Origin of the sequence: Paraburkholderia sp. RL17-337-BIB-A (assembly GCF_046025895.1) — a bacterium.
Classification (GTDB): domain Bacteria; phylum Pseudomonadota; class Gammaproteobacteria; order Burkholderiales; family Burkholderiaceae; genus Paraburkholderia; species Paraburkholderia fungorum_C.
In genome coordinates this window covers 3,199,617-3,223,884 of the sequence record NZ_JARESY010000001.1, presented here as the reverse complement: position 1 = coordinate 3,223,884, position 24,268 = coordinate 3,199,617, and the positions used below count along the sequence as shown (strand labels likewise).

Genomic DNA, 24,268 nt, shown 5'->3' with positions numbered 1-24,268 from the left:
ACGAGTTGCTCGCAAGCCAGGCGGCGCGTGCTCACTCTCGCTTGCGAGATGCCCGCTGAGCCTTACGGCTGCTCACCGCAGCGGAGTCGTGCACTATTTTGGTACAATTTCTGACCGTAAGGACGACCTTACGCATCCGCTACGAACGGGGACGGCCCCATCTGACCATGGAGCCGTCTAGTGTCCTGGTTTCTTCTGTTGATTGCCGGTTTGCTCGAAGTCGCGTGGGCGGCCGGTCTCAAAACCTCCGAAGGTTTCACCCGGCTCTGGCCCTCCGTATTCACGGTGGTGACCGCGCTCGGCAGCTTTGTCCTGCTCGCCATGGCGATGCGCCAGTTGCCGCTCGGTACGGCCTACGCCGTATGGACGGGGATCGGTGCGGTCGGCGCGTTCATCTTCGGCATCGTCATGATGGGCGAGGCCCTGACGGCCGCGCGAGTGGCGAGCGCGGCGCTGATCGTGATCGGATTGATCGGGTTGAAGCTGTCGTCAGGGCATTGAGCCTTTGATATTCAGCCGGAGTAGTGAAGTGCGAGTGTGCTCGCACTGCGCGCCGACTGGACGCCAATCGCACGCCAACCGGCGCCAATTGGGCACCAATTGAGCCCCAGCCAGACGCCCTTGGCGGGCGCCATTTGTTCGCCGCTCTGCGTTCTGCGAATTAACGTGGCTATAATGAGATTGAATCCAACCTGAAATTGCCCGCGGCCCATTTGGCGCGGCCGGCTTGGCGCGGGTCTGACGACTTCGGTGCGGCGGTTCCCTTTCCCTTGCCCGTCGAAGCGCCCGGCACGCACAGCGCGCCTGGAGGCGGCCATGCTTGAATCACTTTCGCTTGCGGCGGGCCTCTCATGGGGCAGCGGCCTGCGCCTCTATTTGACAGTCCTGCTGGCCGGCGTGTTCGCGCGTCTGGGCCTCGTCCATCTACCCGACACGCTGTCTGCCCTGTCTTCGCCGTGGGTCATCGGTGTGGCCGGCGTGCTGACGATCACGGAATTTCTCGCCGACAAAATCCCCGCGTTCGATTCGTTATGGGACGCGATCCATACCTTTATCCGCATTCCGGCTGGCGCCATGCTGGCGGCCGGCGCGCTCGGCCATGCCGATCCTGCGCTGCTGACGGTCGCGGCGCTCGCCGGCGGCACGCTGGCAGGCACCGCGCATCTGGCGAAAGCGGGCACGCGCGCGCTGATCAATCTGTCGCCGGAACCGGTCTCGAATGTCGTGACCTCGACCGCCGAAGACGGTCTCGTGTTTGGCGGCATGCTGCTTGCGCTGTTCGTGCCGCTCCTGTTTCTAGTGTTGATGGTGGGCTTTCTGATGCTGGCGAGTTGGGCGTTACCGCGGCTATGGCGCGGGGTGCAAGGCGGTTTTCGGGGGATGGCGACGCACATGGTGTCGCGTTTTGCCAGGAGCAGGCACGATTGAGCGATACCGTAAGGAGTACGACGGCGCGCGCTGATTCAAAGCCGACGCGCCGGCTGGGCGGCATGGACGTGCTGCGCCAGGCCATCCGCATGACGGCGCGCGACTGGCGCGCCGGCGAACTGACGATGCTGCTGTTGGCGCTGGTGCTGGCCGTCGCGGCTTTGTCGAGTGTCGGCTTTCTGGCTGACCGCTTGCACCAGGGTCTTGAGCGTGATGCGCGGCGCATGATCGCGGCTGACTTCATTGTCCGCGCCGATCATCCGGTCGATCCGCAGTTCGCGCAGCAAGCGAAAGCGCTCGGTCTGAACACCGCCAGCACGGCAATCTTCCCCAGCATGATCAACTCGACCGGCGCACAGCCGGTGTCGCGGCTCGCCGCCATCAAGGCGGTGTCGCCGGGTTATCCGTTGCGCGGCGCGTTGCGGATTGCCGCGGCGCCGGGCGCGGCGGACCACGCCGCCCGATCGATTCCGGCGCCGGGTACGGTGTGGGTCGATCAGGCACTGCTCGACACCTTGAAGCTGCATGTCGGCGACGTTGTGAAGGTCGGCACTCGCAGCTTTTCGATTGGCGCGATCATCACCCGTGAACTCGACCGTGGCTTCTCGTTCGTCAATTTTTCCCCGCGTTTGATGCTGCGTGCCGACGATGTCCAATCGACCGGCCTCATCACCTTCGGCAGCCGTGTGACGTACCGGTTGCTGGTGGCGGGCACGGATGCCTCGGTGGCGCGCTTCGCGCAATTCGCGCATGACAGGGTGGACGGCGGCAAGATGCGCGGCGTCGCGCTCGAATCGTTGCAAGACGGTCAGCCGCAAGTGCGTCAGACGCTCGACCGGGCGAGCCACTTCCTCACCCTGGTCTCGTTGCTCACCGCCTTGCTCGCGGCGGTCGCGATTGCCATGGCCGCGCATCGGTACATGCGCCGGCATCTGGATGGCTGCGCGGCGATGCGTTGCCTCGGTGTCAGTCAGCGGACGCTGCGCACGCTGTTCACGCTGGAATTCGTCGCGCTGGGTTTGATCGGCGGCGTGCTCGGCGTAGCGCTCGGTTATCTGGGGCATATGGCGTTGCTGACGTGGCTCGGCAGTCTGATCGACGTCGCGTTGCCGTACCCAAGCGTGTGGCCCGCGCTCGAAGGGATCGCGGCCGGCCTCGTCTTGTTGCTCGGCTTCGCGTTGCCGCCGCTGTTGCCGCTGACGCGCGTACCGCCGGTGCGTGTGCTGCGTCGCGAATGGGGCGAAGCGGGACGCACCGCCTGGGCCGCCTATGCGCTCGGCATCGCGCTGTTTGCCGCGCTCCTGATCGTCGCGGCGGGCGAGTTGAAGCTCGGCGGCATTGTCGCGGGCGGCTTCGCCGGCGGACTGCTGGTGTTCGCGTGCATCGCGCGGGCCGCGCTGTGGGGCGCGGCGCGGCTCGTGCGCAGCGAGCGCGTGAACGCGGGAATCGGCTGGCGTTATGCGTTGGCGTCGCTGGAGCGGCGCAGTGGAGCGAGCGCGTTGCAGATCACCGCGCTCGGCATCGGCCTGATGTGCCTGTTGCTGATCGCGATGACGCGTGACGACCTCGTGGCGGGCTGGCGCAAATCGACACCGCCCGACGCGCCGAATGAATTCATCATCGACATCCAGCCCGACCAGCGCGACGCCGTCACGCAGTATCTGAACACGCATGGCGTGCCCGGCACGGTGCTCTCGCCGATGGTGCGCGGCCGCTTGATCGCCATCAACGGCAAGCCGGTCAATCCGGATTCGTTCAAGGGCGAAGATGCGCGGCGCCTCGTCGACCGCGAATTTAATCTGTCGTACACGACCGAGCTGCCCGAGGACAACCGTCTGTCTGCCGGCACGTGGTACGGCGACACGAAGACGCCGCAGATTTCGATCGAGCAGGGGCTCGCGAAGCTGATCAATGTGAAGCCCGGCGACACGCTGCGCTTCGACGTGACGGGTTTGCAGATCGATGCGCCGGTGACGAGTGTGCGCAAGCTCGACTGGGGCTCGTTCAAGGTCAACTTTTTTGTGCTGATGCCGCCGGTGGCCTTGCAGGATTTCCCGGCGACGTTCATCACGAGCTTCCATTTGCCGCCGGAAAAACAATCGACCATCGACGGGCTGATCGCTGCCTATCCGAACCTCACGGCGATCGACACCGGTCCGATTCTCGCGCAGGTGCAGCGCGTGTTGCAGCAGGTGATCGGCGCGGTGCAGTTCCTGTTCGCGTTCACGCTGGCGGCCGGCGTGCTGGTGCTCTATGCCGCGCTGGCCGGCACGCGTGATGAACGCATGCGAGAATCCGCGCTGCTGCGCGCGCTGGGGGCTTCGCATCGCCAGGTGCGCGCGGTGCAAGTTGCCGAGTTCGTATCGGTGGGCGCGCTGGCGGGTTTGATGGCGGCGGTCGGCGCGCAGGTGATCGGCTGGTTGCTGGCGACGCGCGTGTTCGAGTTTTATCTGACCTTCGATCCGTGGTTGTTGCCCGCGGGTGTCGCGGCCGGCATTGCCTGCGCGGGCGTGGGCGGCTGGCTGAGCTTGCGGCATGTGCTGGCGCGGCCCGCGTTGCAATCGCTGCGGGACGCGTGAATTTTCTTTCCTGTTTTTGTGATTGGATATGAGCGATCTTGACGACGAAGTGTCCGCGGCACAGCCGACGGCCTTCGAACTGGTGGGCGGCGAAACGCGTGTGCGTGAGCTGATCGACCGGTTTTATGACCTGATGGATCTCGAGCCGGAATTCGCCGGGATTCGGGCTTTGCATCCGGAGTCGCTCGACGGCTCGCGCGACAAATTTTTCTGGTTCCTGTGCGGTTGGATGGGTGGACCCGATCACTACATCAGCCGCTTCGGCCATCCGAGATTGAGGGCACGGCATCTGCCGTTTCCGATCGCTTCCAGCGAGCGCGATCAGTGGCTCCGTTGCATGGCGTGGGCGATGGAAGACGTTGGGCTTTCCGAGCCGTTGAGGGAGCGGTTGCTGGCGTCGTTCTTCGAGACCGCGGACTGGATGCGCAACCGCAATGGTTGATGGGGTAGCGGGGCTGGAGGCAGAGGCGCGTGCAGTGCTCGACTGCTGGTTCGGCGCTCCGGATTCGTCTACCTTCGGCCATGCGCGGAAGTGCTGGTTTTCCCGCGACAAAGCCTTCGATGCGATGCTGCTGGAACGCTTCGGAACGCTAATCGACGCGGCGCGCGAAGGGTCTCTCGACAGCTGGATGGAAACACCGCTCGGCGCGTTGGCGCTGGTCATCGTGCTGGATCAGTTTTCGCGCAATTGCCATCGCCATACACCGCACGCTTTCGCTGCCGATCATCAGGCGCTGCGCATCGCACAGCAGATGATCGCAAGCGGCGCCGATCTTTTGTTGCCGGGCGCGCATCATCGCGCGTTCGCATATTTGCCGTTCGAACACGACGAAACGCTTGCCAGCCAGCACGAATCGCTGCGCCTGTTCAAACAGCTGAAGGCCGAGCCGGGCGGCGCGTCTTATTACTCCTCCGCGCTCCGGCACGCCAGAATCATCGAGCGTTTCGGACGCTTTCCGCATCGCAATGCGCAGCTCGGGCGTCAGTCGACGGTTGAAGAAACAGCGTTCCTGAAAGAACCTCGCTCGTCGTTTTAGGCGTAAGGCAAACGCGAAAGACGAACGCGTAAGGCGAACACGCAAGGCAAACGCGCAAGGCGAACACGCAAGGCAAACACGTAACGCAAACGCGCAGCATCGGCCACGCGCTATCTGGCGCGGCGTGCTACTCGCCGCGCGCGGGCGGCGCCGGCGTCCGGACGAACACGCGCAACATTTCGTCGGTATCGCCCGGGCGCGCGCCCGACCAGAACAATTGCCAATCGCCCGCCGGCGTACGTGCTGTGTCGCGGCGGCTCTCTTCAATCAGCCACGTGCACTCGGTCGTCGCGGTGTTCGCGGTCGGTTGATGTTCGATGCCGGTGTAGTAGTACAGCATCGGCGCCTCGGATTCGCCGAGTCCGGCGCTTGCCATGCAATCGCCATCGTTCCATTCGATATTCATCTGCGCGCCGAGGCTCTCGAACACCGAGCGGTAACTCTTCGCATAGTCGAGCCACGGCAGCAGCAATGTGCTCACCAGTCCCCACACGAGAATCGCGCCCGCGCACCAGCTCAGCGCGCCACGCCATTTACCGGTGTATTTGAAAACCGGCAGCAACCACACCCAGCCGAGCGTCATCACCAGCGCGGCTGCGATCAACCCGGGCCTGACCGGCAGCACCCAGTCGAGTGGCAACCAGCGGCCGAGCCGGTGCAGCGACGCATGCGTGTTGGCCGGATCGCTCATGATCGACCAGATGATCCACGCGAGCGCGGCCATGCTGCCGAACAGCACACGGCTCGCGATGTCCCAGCTTGCGTGCAGACGCCGCGGCAGCTTTTCGATGCCTTGCATTGCCACCAGCGCGAGCGGGGCGATGAACGGCAGAATGTACAGTTCGCGCACGGTGGCCGAGCTTTGCAGTACCGCGAAACCCGTGCCGGCGAAGATCACCGGCAGCGCCACGCGCGGATCGCGCCAGCGGCGCCACCCGCCGCCGGCGAGCGCGGCCAGCGCCAGCGGTAGGACCGGAAAGCCGACGCTGAGCACGGTGCGCAGCACGAACAGACGGCTCTCGTTTTCAGAGCCGAGCTCGGCCACCGAAAAGCCGAAGAAACGGCCGACGTTGTTGTCCCACAGCCAGACTTTGAAGAGCGCTTCGGAGCGCAGATAGAAGCATATCGGCCAGATCAGCGCGAAGGGTGAAGAGACGAGCGCGGCGACGCCGAGCGCCCCGGCAAAGCTGCGCGTGCGGCAGGCGGGATACAGCGCCAGCACGGCGACGGTGGTCGCGCCGAACACGAGCGGCACGAACAGGCCCTTCGCCAGCAACGACACCCCTACGCCTGCGCCGAACATCGTCGCGCCGCTGAAAATCGCCTGGCGGCGACGGCGTGCGTCAACCGGCAGCAGGCGTGCTTCGTCGCGCAGATGCACGAGTACGAGTTCGAACAGGCCGCAGAAGCCGAGTGCGGCGCCGGCCATTAGCGCAACGTCGGTCATCATGTCGTGCACATGCTTGACGACCACAAGCGTGCCGGCGAACAGTGCCAGCGTGCCGATCACGCGGATGTCGAACCAGCTCGACGCGGCCACCGCGCGGCGGGCGACGCGTGCCGTGTAGTAGACGGTCAGTCCGGCGAAGAGCGCACTCGCGAGGCGTGCGGCGTCATGCAAAGGCAGGTAGCGGCCGAACATCCACGCGAGGCCCGCTGCGACCCAGTCGTAGATCGGCGGCTTTTCGACGAACGGCTGGCCGGCGTTGGTCGGCACGACCAGATCGCCCGTTTCGAGCATGTGCTGGACGATGCCGAACGTGTAGGTCTCATCCTGCTTCCATGGCTCGTGGCCCAGGATGCCCGGCAGGAGCCAGGCGGACAGGATTGCCAGGGCGGCCAGCCACATCAGCGGACGGACGGCCGCGAGCGCGCGCAAGCGTTGAGCGCCATGCGAGGCGGGAGCCAGAGCGGTAGGTTCCATGGGACCGGCAGGGGCGGCCGGCTTTGCGGTCGCCGCGGCTTTGACTGCGTGAGCGGCTGGCAACGCGGCACCGGATTCGGCAGCGTGTGCCAAGGCGGGGCGCGTGTCCGGCGCGGCGTCGGCAGGGCCGGCCGGCGTTGGCGTCGCAATCGCGACGTTCCCCGTGCGCCAGGGCGCGGATGGCTTTTCGTGCATGAGATTCTTTGGTCGCCGGACGCGGCGACGTGGGCCGCGGGCGTATGCAATGGCTATGTGCCGCATGCGGGGTGCATGCGAATGCTGCGATTGTAGTCTCGGTTTATTACGGCCGATTACGGGGAGAGCCGGGGATGTTGTGCTTAGCCGAACGGATTGCGCCGATACCTCGTCAATTCGAAGGGAATCGGGAATTGGGGGTAGGGAATCGAGAAGCGAGGATCGGGAAGGAAGAGGCGGCCGGTGGGAAACCGCTGATCCCGCAAACAGCAGAATGCAGGCTCAGCTGCGGAATGCCGCTTGGCAACAGAACGGCGCTTAGCCCCGGAAGGGCCGCTCAGCAGCAGAAGGGCTGTTCAGCAGCAGAAGGGCGGCTCAGCGGCAGAGCGCCTCAGCGGCACAGCGCCTCAGCGGCACAGCGCCTCAGCGCCTCAGCAGAAGAACTCCTCAGCAGAAGAGCTCCTCAGCAGAAGAGCTCCTCAGCAGAAGAGCTCCTCAGCAAGAAGAGCGGCTCAGCAGCAGAAGAGCGGCGCAGCAGCAGAACACCGGCTCAGCAGCAGAACACCGGCGCAGCAGCAGAACACCGGCTCAGCAGCAGAAGAGCACCTCAGCAACAGAACGGCCGCTCAGCGTCCGCCGCTGACGTCGAGCAACGCGCCCGTTACATACGAGGCGGCGTCGCTCAGCAACCAGACGATCGACTCGGCGACTTCGTCGGCCCGGCCCGGGCGGCCCAGCGGTGTGGTTGCGCCGAGTTGGGCGGCGCGCTCGGGCTTGCCGCCGCTGGCGTGGATCTCGGTATCGATCAGGCCAGGACGCACCGCGTTCACGCGCACACCCTGCGGACCGAGTTCCTTGGCGAGGCCGATGGTCATGGTATCGACGGCGCCCTTCGAGCCGGCGTAGTCGACGTATTCGTTCGGCGAACCGAGGCGCGAGGCCGCCGACGAGATGTTCACAATCACGCCACCCGCCCCGCCACGGGTGGTCGACATGCGGCGCGCGGCTTCGCGTGCGCACAGATATGCGCCGAGCACGTTGACGTCGAACATGCGCTTCAGACGCGCGAGGTCCATATCCGCGAGCTGGCTCGACGGGGCGACGATCCCGGCATTGTTGACGAGCGCATCGAGCCGGCCGAACTTCTGCTGGAGGGCGTCGAACATTGCGATCACGTCGGCTTCGCTGGCGACGTCGCCGGCAATCGGCAACGCGTGGCCGCCGGCGCGTTCCACTTCAGCAACGGTTTCCTGCGCGGCCGCGAGATTCGTCGCGTAATTCACGCCGACCGACCAGCCGCGTGCGCCCAGCAAACGTGCGGTCGCGCGGCCAATGCCGCGGCTGCCGCCGGTGATCAGAACGGTTTTCGTCATCGCAATCTCAACTTTCGGGAGGAGCCGCAGGCGCACGCGGCCGGGGTTCATTCAGATGCTCGAACAGGCAATCGAACAGGCGCGACAGACGACAATCAAACGGCGTCGCGCTTGATTGCCCATTTGTCGTTGGCAGGCGGCTGGTAGCGTTGCAGCTTGTCGATCAGCGCGACAGGATCGGCCTCCATTTGCAGGATGTCGAAGTAGGTCTGCCGCATGAAGCCTTCTTCTACCGTGTGCTTGAGCAGCGCGATCAGCGGATCGTAAAAGCCGTCGATATTCAGCACGGCCACCGGCTTCTGGTGATAGCCGAGTTGCGCCCACGTATAGACCTCGAACAGTTCTTCGAGCGTGCCCACGCCGCCTGGCATCGCGACGAACGCGTCGGACAGGTCGGCCATCATCTTCTTGCGCTGATGCATGTCGGGCACCACATGCAACTCGGTCAGCCCGTTATGGCCGACTTCCTTGTTGACCAGCAACTCGGGAATCACGCCGATTGCGCGGCCGCCTTCGGCCATCACCGTATCGGCGATTACGCCCATCAGACCGACCTTGCCGCCGCCATAGACCAGCGCGAGATCGGCCGCTACCAGCGCGCGGCCGAAGGCGCGCGCGGCTTCGGCGTACAACGGTCTGGCTCCGTCGGAGGAGCCGCAATACACACACACCGACTTCATGCTCAAGTGTCCTTCGGTTCGTTACGGGGCACGGCGCCTTCTTTCGGCGGCAGGTAATCGTAGAACTCGCGTTTGGGCAGCTTGCCCGAGACGAGGTCGTCGAAAATCTGCCGTGAGCGGCCGCGCAGATAAGGCGCCATCAGCGAGACGATCTGCACGCTGACCTGATGCAGTTCAGCGCGAATGGTTTCCTGCTCGTTGTACTTGCGCGGGTTCATCACGAACTGATACGACAGCCAGTACGTCGCGATCACGCCGATGTTGGTCGCGATCACTTGCAACTCTTCGGGCGTGGCGACCATTTCGTTGTCCGCCACCAGTTGCTCGCAGAACTGGCTCGCAAAGCGCACCTTGTGGCTGATGATCTGCTTGAAGTGCGTTTCCAGTGTGCGGTTGCGTGCCAGCAGATCGTTCAGATCGCGATACAGGAAACGATAGCGCCAGGTGAAATCGACCATGTACTGCAGGTACGACCACATCTCGTCGATGGTCGCGCGGTGATCGTCGGGAAAGCGCAGACGCTTTTCGATCTCCTGCTCGAACTGGCTGAAGATGCTGTTGATGATGTCGTCTTTGTTGCGGAAGTGGTAGTACAGGTTGCCTGGACTGATTTCCATTTCCTCGGCGATCGTCGTTGTCGTGACGTTCGGTTCGCCGATCTCGTTGAACAGCTTCAACGACAGTTCGAGGATCCGTTCGCGGGTGCGGCGGGGAGGTTTGGCTTCCATGTAGTCCGGCCCTGGTTACGCCGGGCTTGCATGATCCACCCGGACGCGGTTGGTATATTGAGACTATCGATCGATTATAAACCGACCGTTCTTATACCAAGAGAATACTCAGGGTTTTCGTTGCCGCGGGCACGATGGCAGGGCGCGCCCTGGGATTCATAGCCACGCTTTGACCCAACGCACGACGAGCGGCCCGACAATCAGCCCCCAGGTCATCAGGCACATGCCGAGCGCGACCATGACCGCTGCGCTGCCGAGATCCTTGGCGCGGCGCGACAACTCATGACGTTCGAGCGAAATCCGGTCGATGGCCGCCTCGACGCTCGAATTCAGCAACTCGACGATCAGCACCAGCAGCACCGAGCCGAGCAGCAGTACGCGCGACACCGGATCGACCGGCACCAGCACGCCACAGGGAATCAGGATCGCGGCGAGCGTGAGCTCCTGGCGGAACGCGCTCTCCTCGCGGATCGCCACCCGAAAGCCGGCCAGCGAATTTTTCATCGCGTGCCATGCGCGGGTCAGGCCGCGATTGCCCTTGTATGGATTGAAAGGCAGCGGGGCGAGCGGATCGTCGGGGCTGAGCGGCTCGTGGTGCAAGTCGCTATCGGGGCCGTCGGAGCGCTCGAGGCTTGTGCCATTCATGCCACGCAAACCATTCGCATGATTGGCATGATTTGGCGCGTCGTGCCCGGTATCGTGCTCAGTGTCGTGCTCACGCACGTCGTCGAACGGCTCGATGCCGGCGGTGTCAGTGCCGGCATCGACAGCGCGCAACGCGCCGTTCGACGCGTGTGCGGCGGTGGAGTTTCGGGTTCGCATAAGCGGCTCGGCGCGCCGCCTCATGCGGCGGCGCTTTCCTCACTGTACGAAGCGCGCGGCAGTGGCTTCAGATGCGCCGCGAACTGCTCGGACGCCGCAGCCCACGAGAAGCGTTCGGCCCATGCGCGTGCATGGTTGCGATCGATCTTGAGCGCTTCGAGGCAGGCCTCGCGCAAGTCTTCGTGCATGGCGCCCGCGCCGCCGTCACCGAGCACGTCGATCGGGCCGGTTACCGGATACGCCGCGACCGGCGTGCCGCAGGCCAGCGCTTCGAGCAGCACGAGCCCAAAGGTATCGGTGCGGCTCGGGAACACGAATACGTCGGCGGCGGCATAGACCTTCGCCAGTTCGGCTTGCGTCAGGACGCCCAGGTAATTCGCTTGCGGATAGCGTGACTTCAGCTCGGCCAGCGCGGGGCCTTCGCCGGCGACCCACTTCGAGCCTGGCAGATCGAGCTTCAGAAACGCCTCGACGTTTTTCTCGACGGCCACGCGTCCCACGTACAGGAAGATGGGGCGCGCGGTGTTGAGGACCTTCGAGTCCATCTGGTGAAAGATGTCGAGGTCGACGCCGCGGGTCCACAGCACCACGTTGGTGAAGCCGAATTTTTCGAGGTCGGTCTTGACCACTGGTGTGGGCGCCATCACCGCCAGCGACGCCTTGTGGAACCAGTGCAGAAACTTGTAGGTGGCCGCGAGCGGAAAGCCGAAACGCGCCTGCACGTATTCGGGAAAGCGCGTGTGATAGGCGGTTGTGAACGGCAGCTTGTGCTGGATCGCATAGGCGCGCGCGGCCATGCCGAGCGGGCCTTCGGTCGCGATATGCAGCGCGTCGGGCGCGAATTCGCCGATACGCTGGCGCAGCTTGCGGCGCGGCAGCAGCGACAGGCGAATCTCCGGATAGGTCGGGCACGGAATCGTCTTGAATTCGAGCGGCGTCAACAAGTCGACGCGGTGGCCGAGCGCGGTCAACTCGCGCGTGGTGTTTTTCAGCGTACGCACGACGCCATTGACCTGCGGTTCCCATGCGTCGGTGACGATCATGATCTTCATCGGTTTCGGCCCAATAGAAGTGGAGAGGGACTACGCGGTCGCCCGGGCCTTTTGCACGCCGACTTCCGGGGCGCGCATCACGGTCCAGTAGATCACCTTGAGTTCGCCTTCGTACGTCTCGACGAGTGCCGACAGGCTTTCGACCCAATCGCCGTCGTTGCAATACAGCACGCCGTCGATGTCGCGGATCTCGGCTTTGTGAATGTGTCCGCAGACCACGCCGTCGCAGCCGCGGCGGCGCGCTTCGTCGGTCATCACGCGTTCGAACGAGGAGATGAAATTCACCGCGTTCTTCACCTGATGCTTCAGGTATTGCGACAGCGACCAGTAGGGGAAGCCGAGGCGGCTGCGAATCCGGTTGAACCAGCGGTTCAGGATCAGGATCATCGTGTAGAGCGTGTCGCCCAGATACGCGAGCCATTTGGCATGCTGGATCACGCCGTCGAACAGATCACCGTGCACGATCCACAGGCGCTTGCCGGCGAGCGTCGTGTGGAATGCTTCGCCGCGCACGTGGATGTCGCCGAACGCGAGGTCGCAGAACTGGCGCGCGGCTTCATCGTGATTGCCCGGTACGTAAACGACCTGAGTGCCTTTGCGCGCTTTGCGCAGCACCTTCTGCACGACGTCGTTGTGCGCCTGCGGCCAGTACCAGCCTTTTTTCAACTGCCAGCCGTCGATGATGTCACCGACGAGGTACAGATATTCCGACTCGTTGTGCCGCAGAAAGTCGAGCAGATAGGGCGCCTGACAACCACTCGAGCCGAGATGGATGTCGGATAGCCAGATCGTGCGATAGCGGTGTGGTTCGGCGTGCCCGTCGTCGTGGTGACCAGCGTGCGCGTCGAGCGGCAGCGACGGTACGGGCAACGGCAGTCCGTGACCAGGGTGGGGTTCCGGGCGGAACGCGACAGGGTCGACGCTCGGGCCGGTCTGGCGGAACAGGGAGGTCGCGGACGTTTTTGGGTCCATGGCTCACGCGTCGAGTTGCGGTGCCCGTATTGCGCCAGCCGCGCGTGACCGTGCCGTGACAGTCACGAGAAGTTCTTATTACTCTGTGGGAGAGGGACGCTACGTTAGGGGAGCGGTGGAGTGCGGAGAACGGCGCTGTGAGAGGAGGCAGGGAAAGGGCATGACGCCGCAAAAATGGCGCAGCGCTGCGAGGAGAGGCAACCGCAGGCAACCGCAGAAAAGCGAACGCGAATCGCGGACGCGGCGGCGTCAATTACAGGGCGGTCAGTTTGCCTGGCGTACGACGCTGACCACCCGTGTACCCGCGAGGCGGTCATGCAGGAATTGACGCTGCGAATCGAAGCGGCCGGTGGCGGCCCACAGCACGAACCAGATCGCGGCGATCACCAGCGTCTGCGGCACGGCGAGGCCGAGCAACGGATGCAGCGCGAGCGGCGGCAAAAACCACAGCCAGGCCAACACGTAACGAACGATCGCGCGACCGGTGGACAGCGGGGCGCCGTCAGCGGCGACAACGCGCAGGCGCCAGGTTTTCATCGGCAGCGTTTGGCCGCTGTGCGTCCAGAACCAGACGAAATACAGACCGACCACGAGGCCGATCCACGCTGCGAGCAGGTTATGGTGGGTGAGGCCGTTGCGCTGCTGCGTCAACGTGCTGAAGAGATAAGCCGCGACGAACACGACGCCGAACAGGATCACGGCTTCGTAGAGCAGCGCGGCGAGGCGCCGGCGAACAGTGGGGGCGGTGCCGGATGAGTCGGCGGGCAGGGTCGAGGTCGCGAGCGGTTGAGACACAGTGGGGCTGGATCAGGAGCCGTGGAAGATCGACGGCGCCTCGGACGGCGACACCGGCACCGGCGTGGCAGGTACGAAGCTGCCCGCAGCCGGAATCGCCGGCGTGGAAGCCGGGCTCGGCAACGGCACGGCGACCGGGGCACTTACCGCCGCGGCACCGCTCGCGCCGTGCTCGCGAGCATTGACCAGACGGTCCAGCCCCTTGATCTCCGACTTGCCGGACGGCGGCGCGCTGACGACGCTGGGGCGCCGCTTGCGCTCGCTCGCGGCGAGTCGCTCCTTCTGTTCTTCCGGCAATTGCTGATAAGCCTTCCACGCATTCTGGCGAGTTTCGCGCGGTAACTCTTTCGACACCTGATAGTTTTCGCGTGCAACACGCCGCTGATCGGGTGTCATACGCGTCCATTCAGTCATTCGGTCATGCAGGCGTTTTTGCGCATCGGGCGACAACTTCGCATAACGCGATGCAACCTTGAGCCATTTTCGCTTGCGTTCGTCGCTGAAGGAGTCCCATTGGCTGGCGAACGGCGCGAGCGCAACGTGCTCGGCCGTGCTCAGGCGCGACCATGCCAGCGGGCTATTGCTGGTGGGCAGACTCGGCAGTTCGACGGCGAGCGTAGGCGCCAGCGCCTTGGCGGTCGCATTGCCGCTTGCGGCAGGCGCACTGGCGGGCGATGGGCTCGGATAAAAGCGCGGATACGTCGCGGCAAACGACACCAGGGCCGCGATCGTGCATCCGAAAACAACGGCCAAGCCGCGCTTGTAACTCACCCGAAGGATCTCCCGCTCAGTGGGCGCGTGATAGATACGCGTTGAAACCGTGGTCGAGATAGGCATTGAGCGGCAAGTCGTCGCTTAGCATGGCTGCATCGATATCGGCGAGTTCGGCAGTGCGTTGCTGGTCTTCCCAGTAAGCGATGCCTACGAGGCTGACGACGAGCGCGACCAGCGGCCAGGCGAGCGCAAAGCGGCGCAGCGGCGAACGGCGGCGCTGCGGCAGGTCGACTTGCGGCATACCGGCCGGCATGCCGGCACCGGCGAAAGCGGGCACAAACACCGGCGCGCTCACGGTTTCGGGCTTCTTGCGAGCGAGCGCGGCGCGCCGCGCCGCCGCGAGCCGGTCGACGGTGGCGGCCGGAATGCTGGCGGCGGTTTCGTCGAGCGCGCGGCGCACCTGGCGGGCGAACTCGAGTTCTTTGGTTTCTGGGGAGCTCATAGCGTGATTCCTTTAGCCTTGAGCGCTTGCGCCAGCGTGTGGGTGGCCCGCGAGCAGTGCGTTTTCACGCTACCCTCGGAGCAGCCCATTGCGGCGGCAGTCTCGGCGACATCCATATCTTCCCAATAACGCATGAGAAACGCCTCCCGTTGACGTGCCGGTAACTTTTGGATCTCGTCGTCGATTAACTGTAAGACCTGTTCGCGTTCGAGTTTCTGTTCGTTGCTCTCCGAGCCCGCTGAACCTTGCTGCGCCTCGAAGGTTTCGAGCGGGTCGAACTCGTCGTCATCGGCGTTGCCGAGCGAGGAAAACAGACTAACCCAAGTATTGCGCACTTTCGCACGACGGAAATAGTCGTGCATCGCATTCTGGAGAATACGCTGAAACAGAAGCGGCAGTTCGGCGGGCGGACGGTCGCCGTATTTTTCGGCGAGCTTGATCATCGCGTCCTGCACGATATCGAGCGAGGCGTCGTCGTCCCGCACGGCGTAGACCGTCTGCTTGAATGCGCGCCTTTCGACGCCCGCCAGAAAATCGGCGAGTTCCTTGTCTGATGCCATCCGTTTGGGGGTCGGCGCAGCGTGCGTGCGCGTAATCGGTCGAAAAATGTCGTAAAACTCGCGGATGCTAACAAACTTTTGCGCCGCCGGGGCGAAACGCGCCCTAACTTGCATCTCTATAACAATGTTTCGGTCAATAGCGGGATAAGCAGCAAGGCGCTCAGGCAATATTTGCTTGACCGCGCGGCCTTCTGAAGATATCGTCGCTGGTTCGCAACATAAGTGACTTGTCTCAATTGAGGTGTGGCCCAAGAAGCCCGCCTGTCAACTGGACGCGCCGCTTGAACCCGAGCCACAAGCCCGGCAGAGAGCACCCGATCAATTTTTTGCCGAAAATTCGAAAGGTGAATAAATGAATATGCCCAGCGCGGAATTCTCCACGTCGGATACGACACCCCATCCCGAAGCTGAATCAATCGGCGCCACCGTGCTCATGCGCGCTTTGGCCGACGAAGACGTCGAGTTTGTGTGGGGCTATCCCGGCGGCTCGGTACTCTACATTTACGACGAGCTGTACAAGCAGGACAAATTCCAGCACGTCCTCGTGCGCCACGAACAAGCCGCAGTCCACGCCGCCGACGCCTATGCGCGTTCAACCGGCAAAGTGGGTGTGTGCCTCGTGACCTCCGGCCCCGGCGTCACCAATGCGGTGACCGGCATCGCCACCGCCTACATGGATTCGATTCCGTTGGTGGTGATCAGCGGCCAGGTGCCGACCGCCGCGATCGGCCAGGATGCGTTCCAGGAGTGCGATACGGTCGGCATTACGCGTCCCTGCGTGAAGCACAACTTCCTCGTGAAGGACGTGCGCGACCTCGCCGCTACCGTCAAGAAAGCTTTCTACATTGCCCGTACCGGCCGTCCCGGCCCGGTGCTGATCGACATTCCGAAAGACGTGTCGAAGACGCCGTGCCAGTACGAACCGCTGAAGACCGTTTCGCTGCGCTCGTACAACCCGGTTACGAAAGGTCACTCCGGCCAGATCCGCAAGGCCGTGGCCTTGCTGCTGTCGGCCAAACGTCCGTATATCTACACCGGCGGCGGCATCATCCTCGCGGATGCATCGCGTGAGCTGAACCAGTTCGCCGACCTGCTCGGTTATCCCGTCACCAACACGTTGATGGGTCTGGGTGGCTACCGCGCGAGCGACAAGAAATTCCTCGGCATGCTGGGCATGCACGGCACGTACGAAGCCAACATGGCAATGCAGCACTGCGACGTGCTGATCGCCATCGGCGCGCGCTTCGACGACCGTGTGATCGGCGACCCGGCGCATTTCGCGTCGCGCCCGCGCAAGATCATCCATATCGACATCGATCCTTCTTCCATTTCCAAGCGCGTCAAGGTCGACATTCCGATCGTCGGCGACGTGAAGGAAGTGCTGAAGGAGCTGATCGAGCAGCTGCAAACGGCCGAACATGGCCCGGACACAGCGGCGCTTGCCGACTGGTGGAAGGACATCGAAGCCTGGCGCGCCAAAGACTGCCTGAAGTTCGATCGCAAGAGCGACATCATCAAGCCGCAGTACGTGGTGGAAAAGGCGTGGGAACTGACTGACGGCAATGCCTTCGTGTGTTCCGACGTCGGTCAGCACCAGATGTGGGCGGCGCAGTTCTATCGCTTCAACAAGCCGCGCCGCTGGATCAATTCCGGTGGTCTCGGCACGATGGGCTTCGGCCTGCCGGCGGCGATGGGCGTCAAGATGGCGCATCCGGACGACGACGTGCTCTGTATCACGGGCGAAGGCTCGATCCAGATGTGTATCCAGGAACTCTCGACCTGCAAGCAGTACGAGACTCCGGTGAAAATCATTTCGCTGAACAATCGCTATCTGGGCATGGTGCGCCAGTGGCAGCAGATCGAATACAGCAAGCGCTATTCGCATTCGTACATGGACGCGCTGCCGGATTTCGTGAAGCTCGCCGAAGCGTACGGTCACGTCGGCATGCGTATCGAACGCACCGCGGATGTGGAACCGGCGCTGAAGGAAGCGCTGCGCCTGAAAGATCGCACGGTGTTTCTCGACTTCCAGACCGATCCGACCGAAAACGTCTGGCCGATGGTTCAGGCCGGCAAGGGCATCACTGAGATGCTCATGGGTTCGGAAGATCTATAACGACGGTTTCTGACGTTGGCTTCGTCATGCACGCCTTCAAAAAGGGCGCGGGCGGACGAAGCGGCGCGAACCTGCTCGCATACATCGACAAAACATCTGGAAGAAGCGAAACATGAGACACATTATTTCTGTCCTGCTGGAAAACGAACCGGGCGCGTTATCACGCGTGGTGGGTCTGTTCTCGGCACGCGGCTACAACATTGAAACCTTGACGGTGGCTCCGACCGAAGACCGTTCGCTGTCGCGCATGACCATCGTCTCCATTGGCTCGGACGACGTGATCGAACAGATCACGAAGCATCTGAACCGCCTGATCGAGGTGGTGAAAGTGGTCGACCTTACCGAGGGCGCCCACATCGAGCGCGAGCTGATGCTGATCAAGGTGAGGGCGGTCGGCAAGGAACGTGAGGAGATGAAACGGATGTCGGATATTTTCCGCGGCCGCATCATCGACGTCACCGAAAAAACCTACACGATCGAACTGACGGGCGCGAGCGAAAAGCTCGATGCCTTCATCGAAGGGATCGACGCGACTGCGATTCTCGAAACCGTCCGTACGGGCGGTTCGGGCATCGGTCGTGGCGAGCGCATTCTGAAGGTTTGACGCGCGAGCTGAGTTGCGGTGAGTTGTGGTTAGCCACCGCCTCGATCGAAACCGGGCAGTGCGTGTGCTTGCACTTGCGCCAGTCTGGTCAGCAACACAACATTCGCAGTATTTGTATTTCACCGATTTCACCGATTTCACCGAATTTAGCCAAGGAACCGACATGAAAGTTTTCTACGACAAGGACGCCGACCTCTCCCTCATCAAGGGCAAGCAAGTCACCATCATCGGCTATGGTTCGCAAGGCCATGCTCACGCGCTGAACCTGAAGGAAAGCGGCGTGAACATCACGGTCGGTCTGCGCAAGGGCGGCGCATCGTGGAGCAAGGCTGAGAACGCTGGCCTGCAAGTCAAGGAAGTAGCGGAAGCCGTCAAGGGCGCAGATGTGGTCATGATGCTGCTGCCGGACGAGCAGATCGCCGAAGTCTATGCCAAGGAAGTGCACGGCAACGCCAAGCAAGGCGCGGCGCTGGCCTTCGCGCACGGCTTCAACGTGCACTACGGTCAAGTGATCCCGCGTGCCGACCTCGACGTGATCATGATCGCGCCGAAGGCCCCGGGCCACACGGTTCGCGGTACCTACTCGCAAGGTGGCGGCGTGCCCCACCTGATCGCCGTGGCGCAAGACAAGTCGGGCTCGGCACGTGACATCGCGCTGTCGTACGCAGCAGCGAACGGCGGCGGCCGTGCCGGTATCATCGAAACGAACTTCCGCGAAGAAACGGAAACCGACCTGTTCGGCGAACAAGCCGTGCTGTGCGGCGGTACGGTCGACCTGATCAAGGCCGGCTTCGAAACGCTGGTGGAAGCGGGCTACGCGCCGGAAATGGCGTACTTCGAGTGCCTGCACGAACTGAAGCTGATCGTCGACCTGATCTACGAAGGCGGCATCGCGAACATGAACTACTCGATCTCGAACAACGCCGAATACGGCGAGTACGTGACGGGTCCGCGTATCGTGACCGCTGAAACGAAGAAGGCGATGAAGCAGGTTCTCACGGACATTCAGACCGGCGAGTACGCGAAGAGCTTCATCATCGAAAACAAGGCTGGCGCACCGACGCTGCAATCGCGCCGCCGTCTGACGGCTGAGCACCAGATCGAAACGGTCGGTGCGAAGCTGCGTTCGATGATGCCGTGGATCGCTGCGAACAAGCTGGTCGATCAGTCGAAGAACTAAGCAAGTCGTTACTTTTGTCCGGTGCGGCGCGGTGTCGCCGCCGCTTCGCTGCTGTGTCGTCACAGCAGCGTCGCCGTGTCGTATTAGCCGGACTTATCAAAAAGCCGTCCAAGGGTGCTGAACCCTGGGCGGCTTTTGCTATCCTACGGTTTTACGTGCGACACGCACGCTCGTGTCCGTCAGCCCCACGTTACGGGGCATCGACTAGAGGGTTATTGAGGAAGGTCTCGACTGGACTCACCATGCCCTCCGCAGGCGGTTCCCTTGTGAGCCGCACTTTAAGAAGTAGATGTGTCCTTCGGGGCACACCTTGGTAGTGAACACGGGACACGGTGCAGTCTGCCGTCAACCGTATTGCATTGACCTGATTACCGTCAGGTCCCGCCCAGTCAGCGGCTTCATCTCCGCCGACAGGGCGGGGTGATGTTTGCAATTCCTGCGCCTCAGGGCAACGGAGTCGCTAAACGATACGAGCGAAAAGCTCGGTGTGTCATTGTTCGGCCTCGCTGGCTGCATTGGCGAGGGTAGTGAACCTGCTGTACGACCAGCAGTAGCCTAGGAAGACATGCGTCACTGGCAACGGTGGGGTGTGAAGCTCTTCTAACAATGTACCCCCCGGAAGTTCGGGCGGATGGTGGTTGCGAGATGACCATCCGGAGACTCCCAGCAGCAACGGGGTTGAGGGGCTAGGCTGGCTGATATGGTTAATGCAAGTGAACTGCTGATAAACCTCGTAAGTAGGACGGTGCCAAAGCTGCTGACAGGCATCAACCAAACAGGTGTGCGGTTGGATAACCCGCTGTAAATTCGGGTTACGTCGTCATCGGACCGCCGGGGAATAGGCAGAACCTAAGTCAGTCGTGTGACATGCCGGGAACGTGGTAAGCCTGTATGGTTGCCGGTCGTAGTTTGACTGGCAGGCGAACCGTGAGGGACGCTGTTGATTGTGCAGGTATGGGATGACGGAGAAAGCGAAAGCCGATCTGTAATGGGTCGGATAGGGGTTGGAACATTACCCCACGCGAAAGCGGGCAGACTTCCGTCTGGTCTACCGTCGCAAGATGGCTGACTAACCCTTAGCTGGAAGATGATTGCTGTCGGGCTTCTGGACCGTCAGCATATGTTTTTAACCCCCTTGCGGGAGCAGATCGCTCCCGCAAGGGGCGATCTGTTCTTCGCTCGGGATTCACTTCTTCGAGTAGGAGAGCAGCATGAGAGTATCTGTCCGAAAGGACGGATCTGCGCTTTCCCACGCGCCGGACAACTGGTACGCCGTAGATTGGCGGCGGGTTGAACGGAACGTGAGAGGGATGCAGATTCGAATTGCGAAGGCGACGCGGGAAGGCAACTGGCGCAGGGGGAGAGCCCTGCAACGGATGTTGACCCGCACGTTGTCCGCAAAGCTGTATGCGGTACGACGTGTTACGCAGAATCAGGGTGCGCGAACGGCTGGAGTCGATCGCGAACTTTGGGACTCGCCTGAGAGCCGATGGCTTGCTGTCGGCAGGTTGAAGCGGCGTGGATATAAGCCTCTGCCTTTACGGAGAGTCTTTATCCCCAAGGCCAATGGAAAGGAGCGCCCTCTGGGCATTCCGACCATGCGGGACAGGGCGATGCAAGCCTTGTATCTGCTGGCCTTGGAGCCGGTGTCGGAATCGACGAGCGACCCGAACTCTTATGGGTTCAGGTTAAACCGCTCGACGGCTGACGCCATGTCACAGATATTCGTCGCCATGTCCCAGACGGGTTCAGCCCGTTGGGTGCTGGAGGCGGATATCAAGGGATGCTTCGACCATATTAGCCATAACTGGTTGGAGACCCATGTCCTGATGGACAAGGAAATCCTCCGGAAATGGCTGAAAGCTGGCCTGATTTACAAGGGGCAGCTTCAGGCGACAGAGGCCGGTACGCCGCAAGGAGGGATCATAGCTCCGCCAACAACATAGCAAACTCGCGGGTAAAATGGGGCCTGCGCATTTCAAGGGAGTGTCTGGCGCCGTGGTCCAGAGGATGTCCTGACGTCGATGCGGTTCTCGTCCTTGAGACCCTCGCTCCCGCCGACAGGGAGGCGCGACAATGACCCGAGGACGACGTAAGAACTGGCGTGTCCGTCTTGCCTTTGAACCGAACCGGTATGCCGGCGAACAGCTGCAGAAGGCGTACGAGCAGCTCAGTCCGATAGATTCACGCGCTACGGCACAGCCATCCGCTGTTCGGCCCGTGGCGACACGGCGAGCGGCTATCAAGCGAGGTAAGCGATGAGCAACGCTGCAATGGTCGCGCTCTACGCGCGGGTATCCTCCGAACAACAGACCAAACGCGGCACCATTGAAAGCCAGATTGCCGCGCTGAGGGAGCGCATTACCGCTGACGATGCGCATCTTGTCGACGACATGTGCTTCATAGACGCCGGGATAAGCGGTGCGACGCTGATCAGACCGCAGCTAGAGCGACTCAGGGACCGTGCCGCACTCGGGCTGGTTGATCGGCTGTACATCCTGTCTCCCGACCGGCTGGCGCGAAAGTATGCACACCAGGCATTGCTGATGGAGGAGTTCTCTGCGTGTGGCGTGCAGGTGGTGTTTCTCAATCATGAGATTGGCGCGACACCGGAAGAGTCGCTGCTGTTGCAGATGCAGGGCATGATTTCGGAGTACGAACGGGCAAAGATCACCGAGCGTAATCGACGCGGTAAGCTTCATAGCGCAAAGCGCGGAAGCGTGAATGTGCTATCGACGGCTCCCTATGGTTACCGTTATATCCGCAAGCAGCTCGATGGGACACCGGCCCAGTACGTGATTGAACTACCGCAAGCGGCGACGGTAAAGACTATCTTCCAGTGGATCGGGATGGACCGGCTGAGCATAGGCGAAGTGGTTCGTCGTCTTGCCGAGGCGGGCACGGTGACGGCATCCGGCAAGCTGTACTGGGACCGTAGTGTGGTATGGGGAATATTGCGTAATCCCGCTTACATGGGGCGGGCCGCGTTCGGTAAAACCCAGTCTCGTGATCGCCTGCCGCATGTCCGCGTGCGCACCCAACGCCACAGCGCCGATGTGCCAAGGAGGGCATACTCGACAACATCCACGGACCCGCAGCAGTGGATCGAAATCCCGGTGCCGGCGATTGTTAGCGAAGCGATGTTCCATTCAGTCCAGGAGCAGCTTGCCGAGAATCGCAAGCTGGCGCGCCAACGCCGCCAGAACGCGCCGATCTACCTGCTTCAGGGGCTGACTGTTTGTGGGCAATGCCGTTACGCGTACTACGGCAAGAAAGTCAGCAAGGCGGCGGCCAAGGGGCATCAGCGAGATTATGCTTATTACCGCTGTGTCGGAACCGATGCCTATCGCTTCGGTGGTCAACGCATCTGCGACAACCTGCAAGTGCGAACGGATCGTCTCGATGACCTCGTATGGCAGCAGGTCGCGGATCTGTTGAGGCATCCGAGTCGACTGAAGAAGGAATATGAACGACGACTGGATGCGATGGAGCGCAATGAGAATAGTGGCTTCGATACGGCCAGCCTGGAAAGGCAAAGGCTTCAGTTGGAGAAAGGCAAGTCCCGGCTCATCGACAGCTATGCCGACGGTATCATCGACAGGACGGACTTCGAGCCGAAGATACAGCAGTTGAAGAACCGGCTAGAGCAGGTCGATCAGCAGATCCAGGAATCCCGGCAGCACGGGGTGGCTCAAAGTGAACTGTTTCTGGTCATCAACCGGCTGGAGGAATTTGCAAGTGCCGTTACGGACAAACTCGCTACGATCGATCTCGCAACGAAGCGCAAGATCGTACTGGCTCTGGTCAAGCGTGTCGAAATCCACAAAGATGAAATCCTCGTCGTATTCCGGATCGATCCGCAGCCCGGAGGTCTCCTCGCAGGCGAGAATTCGAATGATTCAGACGATGGAGTGAAAAGTATGCAACATTGTAGGCGGCGTAATTTCTCCGACGCTGGCGAATGTGACGCTGAACGGGCTGGAGCGAGAACTGCTAGCGCACCTTAGTGCGAAGTTTGGGATCGCAAAAGCCAACAAGCTCAAAGTCAATGTGGTGCGGTACGCGGACGACTTCGTGATCACCGGTGACTCGCAAGAGTTGCTGGAGCAGGAAGTTCGACCTTGGGTGGAAACATTCCTTGCCGTTCGAGGTCTGCAACTGTCCGAGGAGAAAACGCGGATCACACACATTGACCAAGGCTTCGATTTCCTGGGGTGGAATTTCCGTAAGTACTCGGGGACGCTACTCATCAAGCCGAGCAAGAAGAACGTGAAAACGTTCTATCGCAAGGTGGCGGATACGATCAGCGGTCATAAGACGGTAAAGCAGGAGAATCTGATTCGACTGCTGAACCCGATGCTACGGGGCTGGGCGCAGTATCACAGTCCCGTGGTCGCCAAAGAGGCATACAGCCGCATGGAGTCTTTGATTTTCCGAAGGCTTTGGCGGTGGTCGAAGAGGCGGCACCTGAACAAAAGCGCCGAATGGGTGAAGAAGAAATACTTTCACTCGGAGGGCAATCGACACTGGGTGTTCGCTGTTCCTGTAGCTCGTGACGACGGTGGTAAGGGGTTGCTTAGCCTGTACCAGATCAGCGGTACGGAAATTAAGCGACACAGAAAGGTCAAAGGAGCATTCAATCCCTTTGATCCTGAGTGGGAGCAGTACGGCGAACAGTTGCGACAGGCGCGCATGGAACACTCAATGCGTTATCGGAAGCAATGGGTTTCGCTGTATATGTCGCAAGACGGGCTTTGCTCGCATTGTGGCTGTGCCCTGACAAAGGAGACCGGCTGGCATGACCATCATCTAGAGTATCGGATGCATGGTGGCACGGACGCTCTCTCGAACAGGGTTCTGCTTCACCCGCACTGCCATCAGCAGGTGCACGCAGGTAAAATTGCGGTAACTAAGCCGGCCCGGTCCTAAGACCGGGCTTTGTTTGTAGATTTGAGCCGTATGCGGGGAAACTCGCACGTACGGTTCTTAGGGGGCCCTTCTTCCGCG

The 24,268-nt window shown here is 62.0% G+C and carries 20 protein-coding genes and 2 pseudogenes; 11 read left to right on the top strand and 11 right to left on the bottom strand.

Annotated features, from left to right (window positions below):
• Positions 1 to 180 precede the first annotated feature (180 nt).
• From sugE to P0D84_RS14460, 5 genes are all read left to right on the top strand, one after another.
• A complete protein-coding gene (gene sugE, locus P0D84_RS14480) occupies positions 181 to 501 on the top strand; it encodes a quaternary ammonium compound efflux SMR transporter SugE (protein ID WP_179737173.1) in 321 nt (106 codons plus the stop codon).
• 315 nt (positions 502 to 816) lie between these two features.
• The gene (locus tag P0D84_RS14475; protein WP_179737174.1) at positions 817 to 1,428 is read left to right on the top strand and encodes a DUF4126 domain-containing protein; all 612 of its coding nucleotides are present in this window, start codon (positions 817 to 819) and stop codon (positions 1,426 to 1,428) included.
• Entirely contained in the window at positions 1,425 to 4,007 is a 2,583-nt protein-coding gene (locus P0D84_RS14470) for an ABC transporter permease (RefSeq protein WP_408337388.1), read from the top strand. Before P0D84_RS14475 ends, P0D84_RS14470 begins: the two co-directional genes overlap by 4 nt.
• A gap of 28 nt (positions 4,008 to 4,035) precedes the next feature.
• Positions 4,036 to 4,449, top strand: coding sequence for a group II truncated hemoglobin (locus P0D84_RS14465; protein WP_408337386.1), 414 nt, complete (start codon positions 4,036 to 4,038; stop codon positions 4,447 to 4,449).
• A complete protein-coding gene (locus P0D84_RS14460; protein WP_408337384.1) occupies positions 4,442 to 5,044 on the top strand; it encodes a DUF924 family protein in 603 nt (200 codons plus the stop codon). Before P0D84_RS14465 ends, P0D84_RS14460 begins: the two co-directional genes overlap by 8 nt.
• Positions 5,045 to 5,171: 127 nt before the next feature.
• On the opposite strand, the gene P0D84_RS14455 is transcribed toward P0D84_RS14460, so the two are convergent.
• The 11 genes from P0D84_RS14455 to P0D84_RS14405 all read right to left on the bottom strand — a co-directional run bounded on the left by P0D84_RS14455 (position 5,172) and on the right by P0D84_RS14405 (position 15,361).
• On the bottom strand, positions 5,172 to 6,968 hold the full coding sequence (locus tag P0D84_RS14455; RefSeq protein ID WP_408337382.1) for an ArnT family glycosyltransferase: 1,797 nt from the start codon (positions 6,966 to 6,968) through the stop codon (positions 5,172 to 5,174).
• An 821-nt stretch (positions 6,969 to 7,789) separates the two neighbouring features.
• A complete protein-coding gene (locus P0D84_RS14450) occupies positions 7,790 to 8,536 on the bottom strand; it encodes an SDR family oxidoreductase (protein WP_408337380.1) in 747 nt (248 codons plus the stop codon).
• 95 nt (positions 8,537 to 8,631) lie between these two features.
• A complete protein-coding gene (locus P0D84_RS14445) occupies positions 8,632 to 9,216 on the bottom strand; it encodes an LOG family protein (protein ID WP_408337378.1) in 585 nt (194 codons plus the stop codon).
• A 2-nt stretch (positions 9,217 to 9,218) separates the two neighbouring features.
• Positions 9,219 to 9,944 carry a TetR/AcrR family transcriptional regulator gene (locus P0D84_RS14440; RefSeq protein ID WP_408337376.1) on the bottom strand — a complete coding sequence of 242 codons (726 nt, stop codon included), beginning with the start codon at positions 9,942 to 9,944 and terminating at the stop codon, positions 9,219 to 9,221.
• A gap of 156 nt (positions 9,945 to 10,100) precedes the next feature.
• Complete coding sequence (locus P0D84_RS14435; RefSeq protein ID WP_408337374.1) at positions 10,101 to 10,766, bottom strand: diacylglycerol kinase; 666 nt, start codon at positions 10,764 to 10,766, stop codon at positions 10,101 to 10,103.
• A 20-nt stretch (positions 10,767 to 10,786) separates the two neighbouring features.
• On the bottom strand, positions 10,787 to 11,818 hold the full coding sequence (locus tag P0D84_RS14430) for a glycosyltransferase family 4 protein (RefSeq protein WP_408337372.1): 1,032 nt from the start codon (positions 11,816 to 11,818) through the stop codon (positions 10,787 to 10,789).
• 30 nt (positions 11,819 to 11,848) lie between these two features.
• Positions 11,849 to 12,790, bottom strand: coding sequence for a UDP-2,3-diacylglucosamine diphosphatase (locus P0D84_RS14425; protein WP_408337370.1), 942 nt, complete (start codon positions 12,788 to 12,790; stop codon positions 11,849 to 11,851).
• 264 nt (positions 12,791 to 13,054) lie between these two features.
• Positions 13,055 to 13,585, bottom strand: coding sequence for an RDD family protein (locus P0D84_RS14420; RefSeq protein ID WP_408337368.1), 531 nt, complete (start codon positions 13,583 to 13,585; stop codon positions 13,055 to 13,057).
• A gap of 12 nt (positions 13,586 to 13,597) precedes the next feature.
• Positions 13,598 to 14,356 (bottom strand): DUF3106 domain-containing protein, encoded by a 759-nt coding sequence (locus P0D84_RS14415; RefSeq protein WP_408337366.1) that lies wholly within the window; start codon positions 14,354 to 14,356, stop codon positions 13,598 to 13,600.
• Between the two features lie 16 nt (positions 14,357 to 14,372).
• Positions 14,373 to 14,801: a DUF3619 family protein gene (locus P0D84_RS14410; RefSeq protein WP_408337364.1), complete on the bottom strand. Its 429-nt coding sequence runs from the start codon at positions 14,799 to 14,801 to the stop codon at positions 14,373 to 14,375.
• Complete coding sequence (locus tag P0D84_RS14405; protein WP_063495282.1) at positions 14,798 to 15,361, bottom strand: RNA polymerase sigma factor; 564 nt, start codon at positions 15,359 to 15,361, stop codon at positions 14,798 to 14,800. The genes P0D84_RS14410 and P0D84_RS14405 overlap by 4 nt, the downstream gene beginning before the upstream one ends.
• A gap of 352 nt (positions 15,362 to 15,713) precedes the next feature.
• On the opposite strand from P0D84_RS14405, the gene P0D84_RS14400 reads away from it, so the two are divergent.
• From P0D84_RS14400 to P0D84_RS14375, 6 genes and pseudogenes are all read left to right on the top strand, one after another.
• Positions 15,714 to 17,477 carry an acetolactate synthase 3 catalytic subunit gene (locus tag P0D84_RS14400; RefSeq protein WP_408337362.1) on the top strand — a complete coding sequence of 588 codons (1,764 nt, stop codon included), beginning with the start codon at positions 15,714 to 15,716 and terminating at the stop codon, positions 17,475 to 17,477.
• Positions 17,478 to 17,589: 112 nt separating this feature from the next.
• Positions 17,590 to 18,081 (top strand): acetolactate synthase small subunit, encoded by a 492-nt coding sequence (gene ilvN, locus P0D84_RS14395; protein WP_117338215.1) that lies wholly within the window; start codon positions 17,590 to 17,592, stop codon positions 18,079 to 18,081.
• 163 nt (positions 18,082 to 18,244) lie between these two features.
• A complete protein-coding gene (ilvC, locus tag P0D84_RS14390; RefSeq protein ID WP_179743534.1) occupies positions 18,245 to 19,261 on the top strand; it encodes a ketol-acid reductoisomerase in 1,017 nt (338 codons plus the stop codon).
• Positions 19,262 to 20,472: 1,211 nt separating this feature from the next.
• Positions 20,473 to 21,195 (top strand): annotated as a pseudogene (locus tag P0D84_RS14385) (reverse transcriptase N-terminal domain-containing protein); the annotation flags it as partial.
• A 324-nt stretch (positions 21,196 to 21,519) separates the two neighbouring features.
• Complete coding sequence (locus P0D84_RS14380) at positions 21,520 to 23,268, top strand: recombinase family protein (protein ID WP_408337359.1); 1,749 nt, start codon at positions 21,520 to 21,522, stop codon at positions 23,266 to 23,268.
• A pseudogene (locus tag P0D84_RS14375) lies at positions 23,195 to 24,190 on the top strand (group II intron maturase-specific domain-containing protein); the annotation flags it as partial. The gene P0D84_RS14380 and the pseudogene P0D84_RS14375, both read left to right, overlap by 74 nt.
• Positions 24,191 to 24,268: the final 78 nt, after the last annotated feature.

Bases quoted from the DNA above. Each gene is read 5' to 3' on its own strand.
- P0D84_RS14435 (WP_408337374.1), bottom strand. From the start codon at position 10,766: ATGCGAACCCGAAACTCCACCGCCGCACACGCGTCGAACGGCGCGTTG.
- P0D84_RS14405 (WP_063495282.1), bottom strand. From the start codon at position 15,361: ATGGCATCAGACAAGGAACTCGCCGATTTTCTGGCGGGCGTCGAAAGG.
- ilvC (WP_179743534.1), top strand. From the start codon at position 18,245: ATGAAAGTTTTCTACGACAAGGACGCCGACCTCTCCCTCATCAAGGGC.
- P0D84_RS14440 (WP_408337376.1), bottom strand. From the start codon at position 9,944: ATGGAAGCCAAACCTCCCCGCCGCACCCGCGAACGGATCCTCGAACTG.
- P0D84_RS14465 (WP_408337386.1), top strand. From the start codon at position 4,036: ATGAGCGATCTTGACGACGAAGTGTCCGCGGCACAGCCGACGGCCTTC.
- P0D84_RS14400 (WP_408337362.1), top strand. From the start codon at position 15,714: ATGAATATGCCCAGCGCGGAATTCTCCACGTCGGATACGACACCCCAT.
- P0D84_RS14380 (WP_408337359.1), top strand. From the start codon at position 21,520: ATGAGCAACGCTGCAATGGTCGCGCTCTACGCGCGGGTATCCTCCGAA.
- P0D84_RS14410 (WP_408337364.1), bottom strand. From the start codon at position 14,801: ATGAGCTCCCCAGAAACCAAAGAACTCGAGTTCGCCCGCCAGGTGCGC.
- P0D84_RS14430 (WP_408337372.1), bottom strand. From the start codon at position 11,818: ATGAAGATCATGATCGTCACCGACGCATGGGAACCGCAGGTCAATGGC.
- P0D84_RS14445 (WP_408337378.1), bottom strand. From the start codon at position 9,216: ATGAAGTCGGTGTGTGTGTATTGCGGCTCCTCCGACGGAGCCAGACCG.
- P0D84_RS14450 (WP_408337380.1), bottom strand. From the start codon at position 8,536: ATGACGAAAACCGTTCTGATCACCGGCGGCAGCCGCGGCATTGGCCGC.
- P0D84_RS14455 (WP_408337382.1), bottom strand. From the start codon at position 6,968: ATGGAACCTACCGCTCTGGCTCCCGCCTCGCATGGCGCTCAACGCTTG.
- ilvN (WP_117338215.1), top strand. From the start codon at position 17,590: ATGAGACACATTATTTCTGTCCTGCTGGAAAACGAACCGGGCGCGTTA.
- P0D84_RS14425 (WP_408337370.1), bottom strand. From the start codon at position 12,790: ATGGACCCAAAAACGTCCGCGACCTCCCTGTTCCGCCAGACCGGCCCG.
- P0D84_RS14460 (WP_408337384.1), top strand. From the start codon at position 4,442: ATGGTTGATGGGGTAGCGGGGCTGGAGGCAGAGGCGCGTGCAGTGCTC.
- P0D84_RS14475 (WP_179737174.1), top strand. From the start codon at position 817: ATGCTTGAATCACTTTCGCTTGCGGCGGGCCTCTCATGGGGCAGCGGC.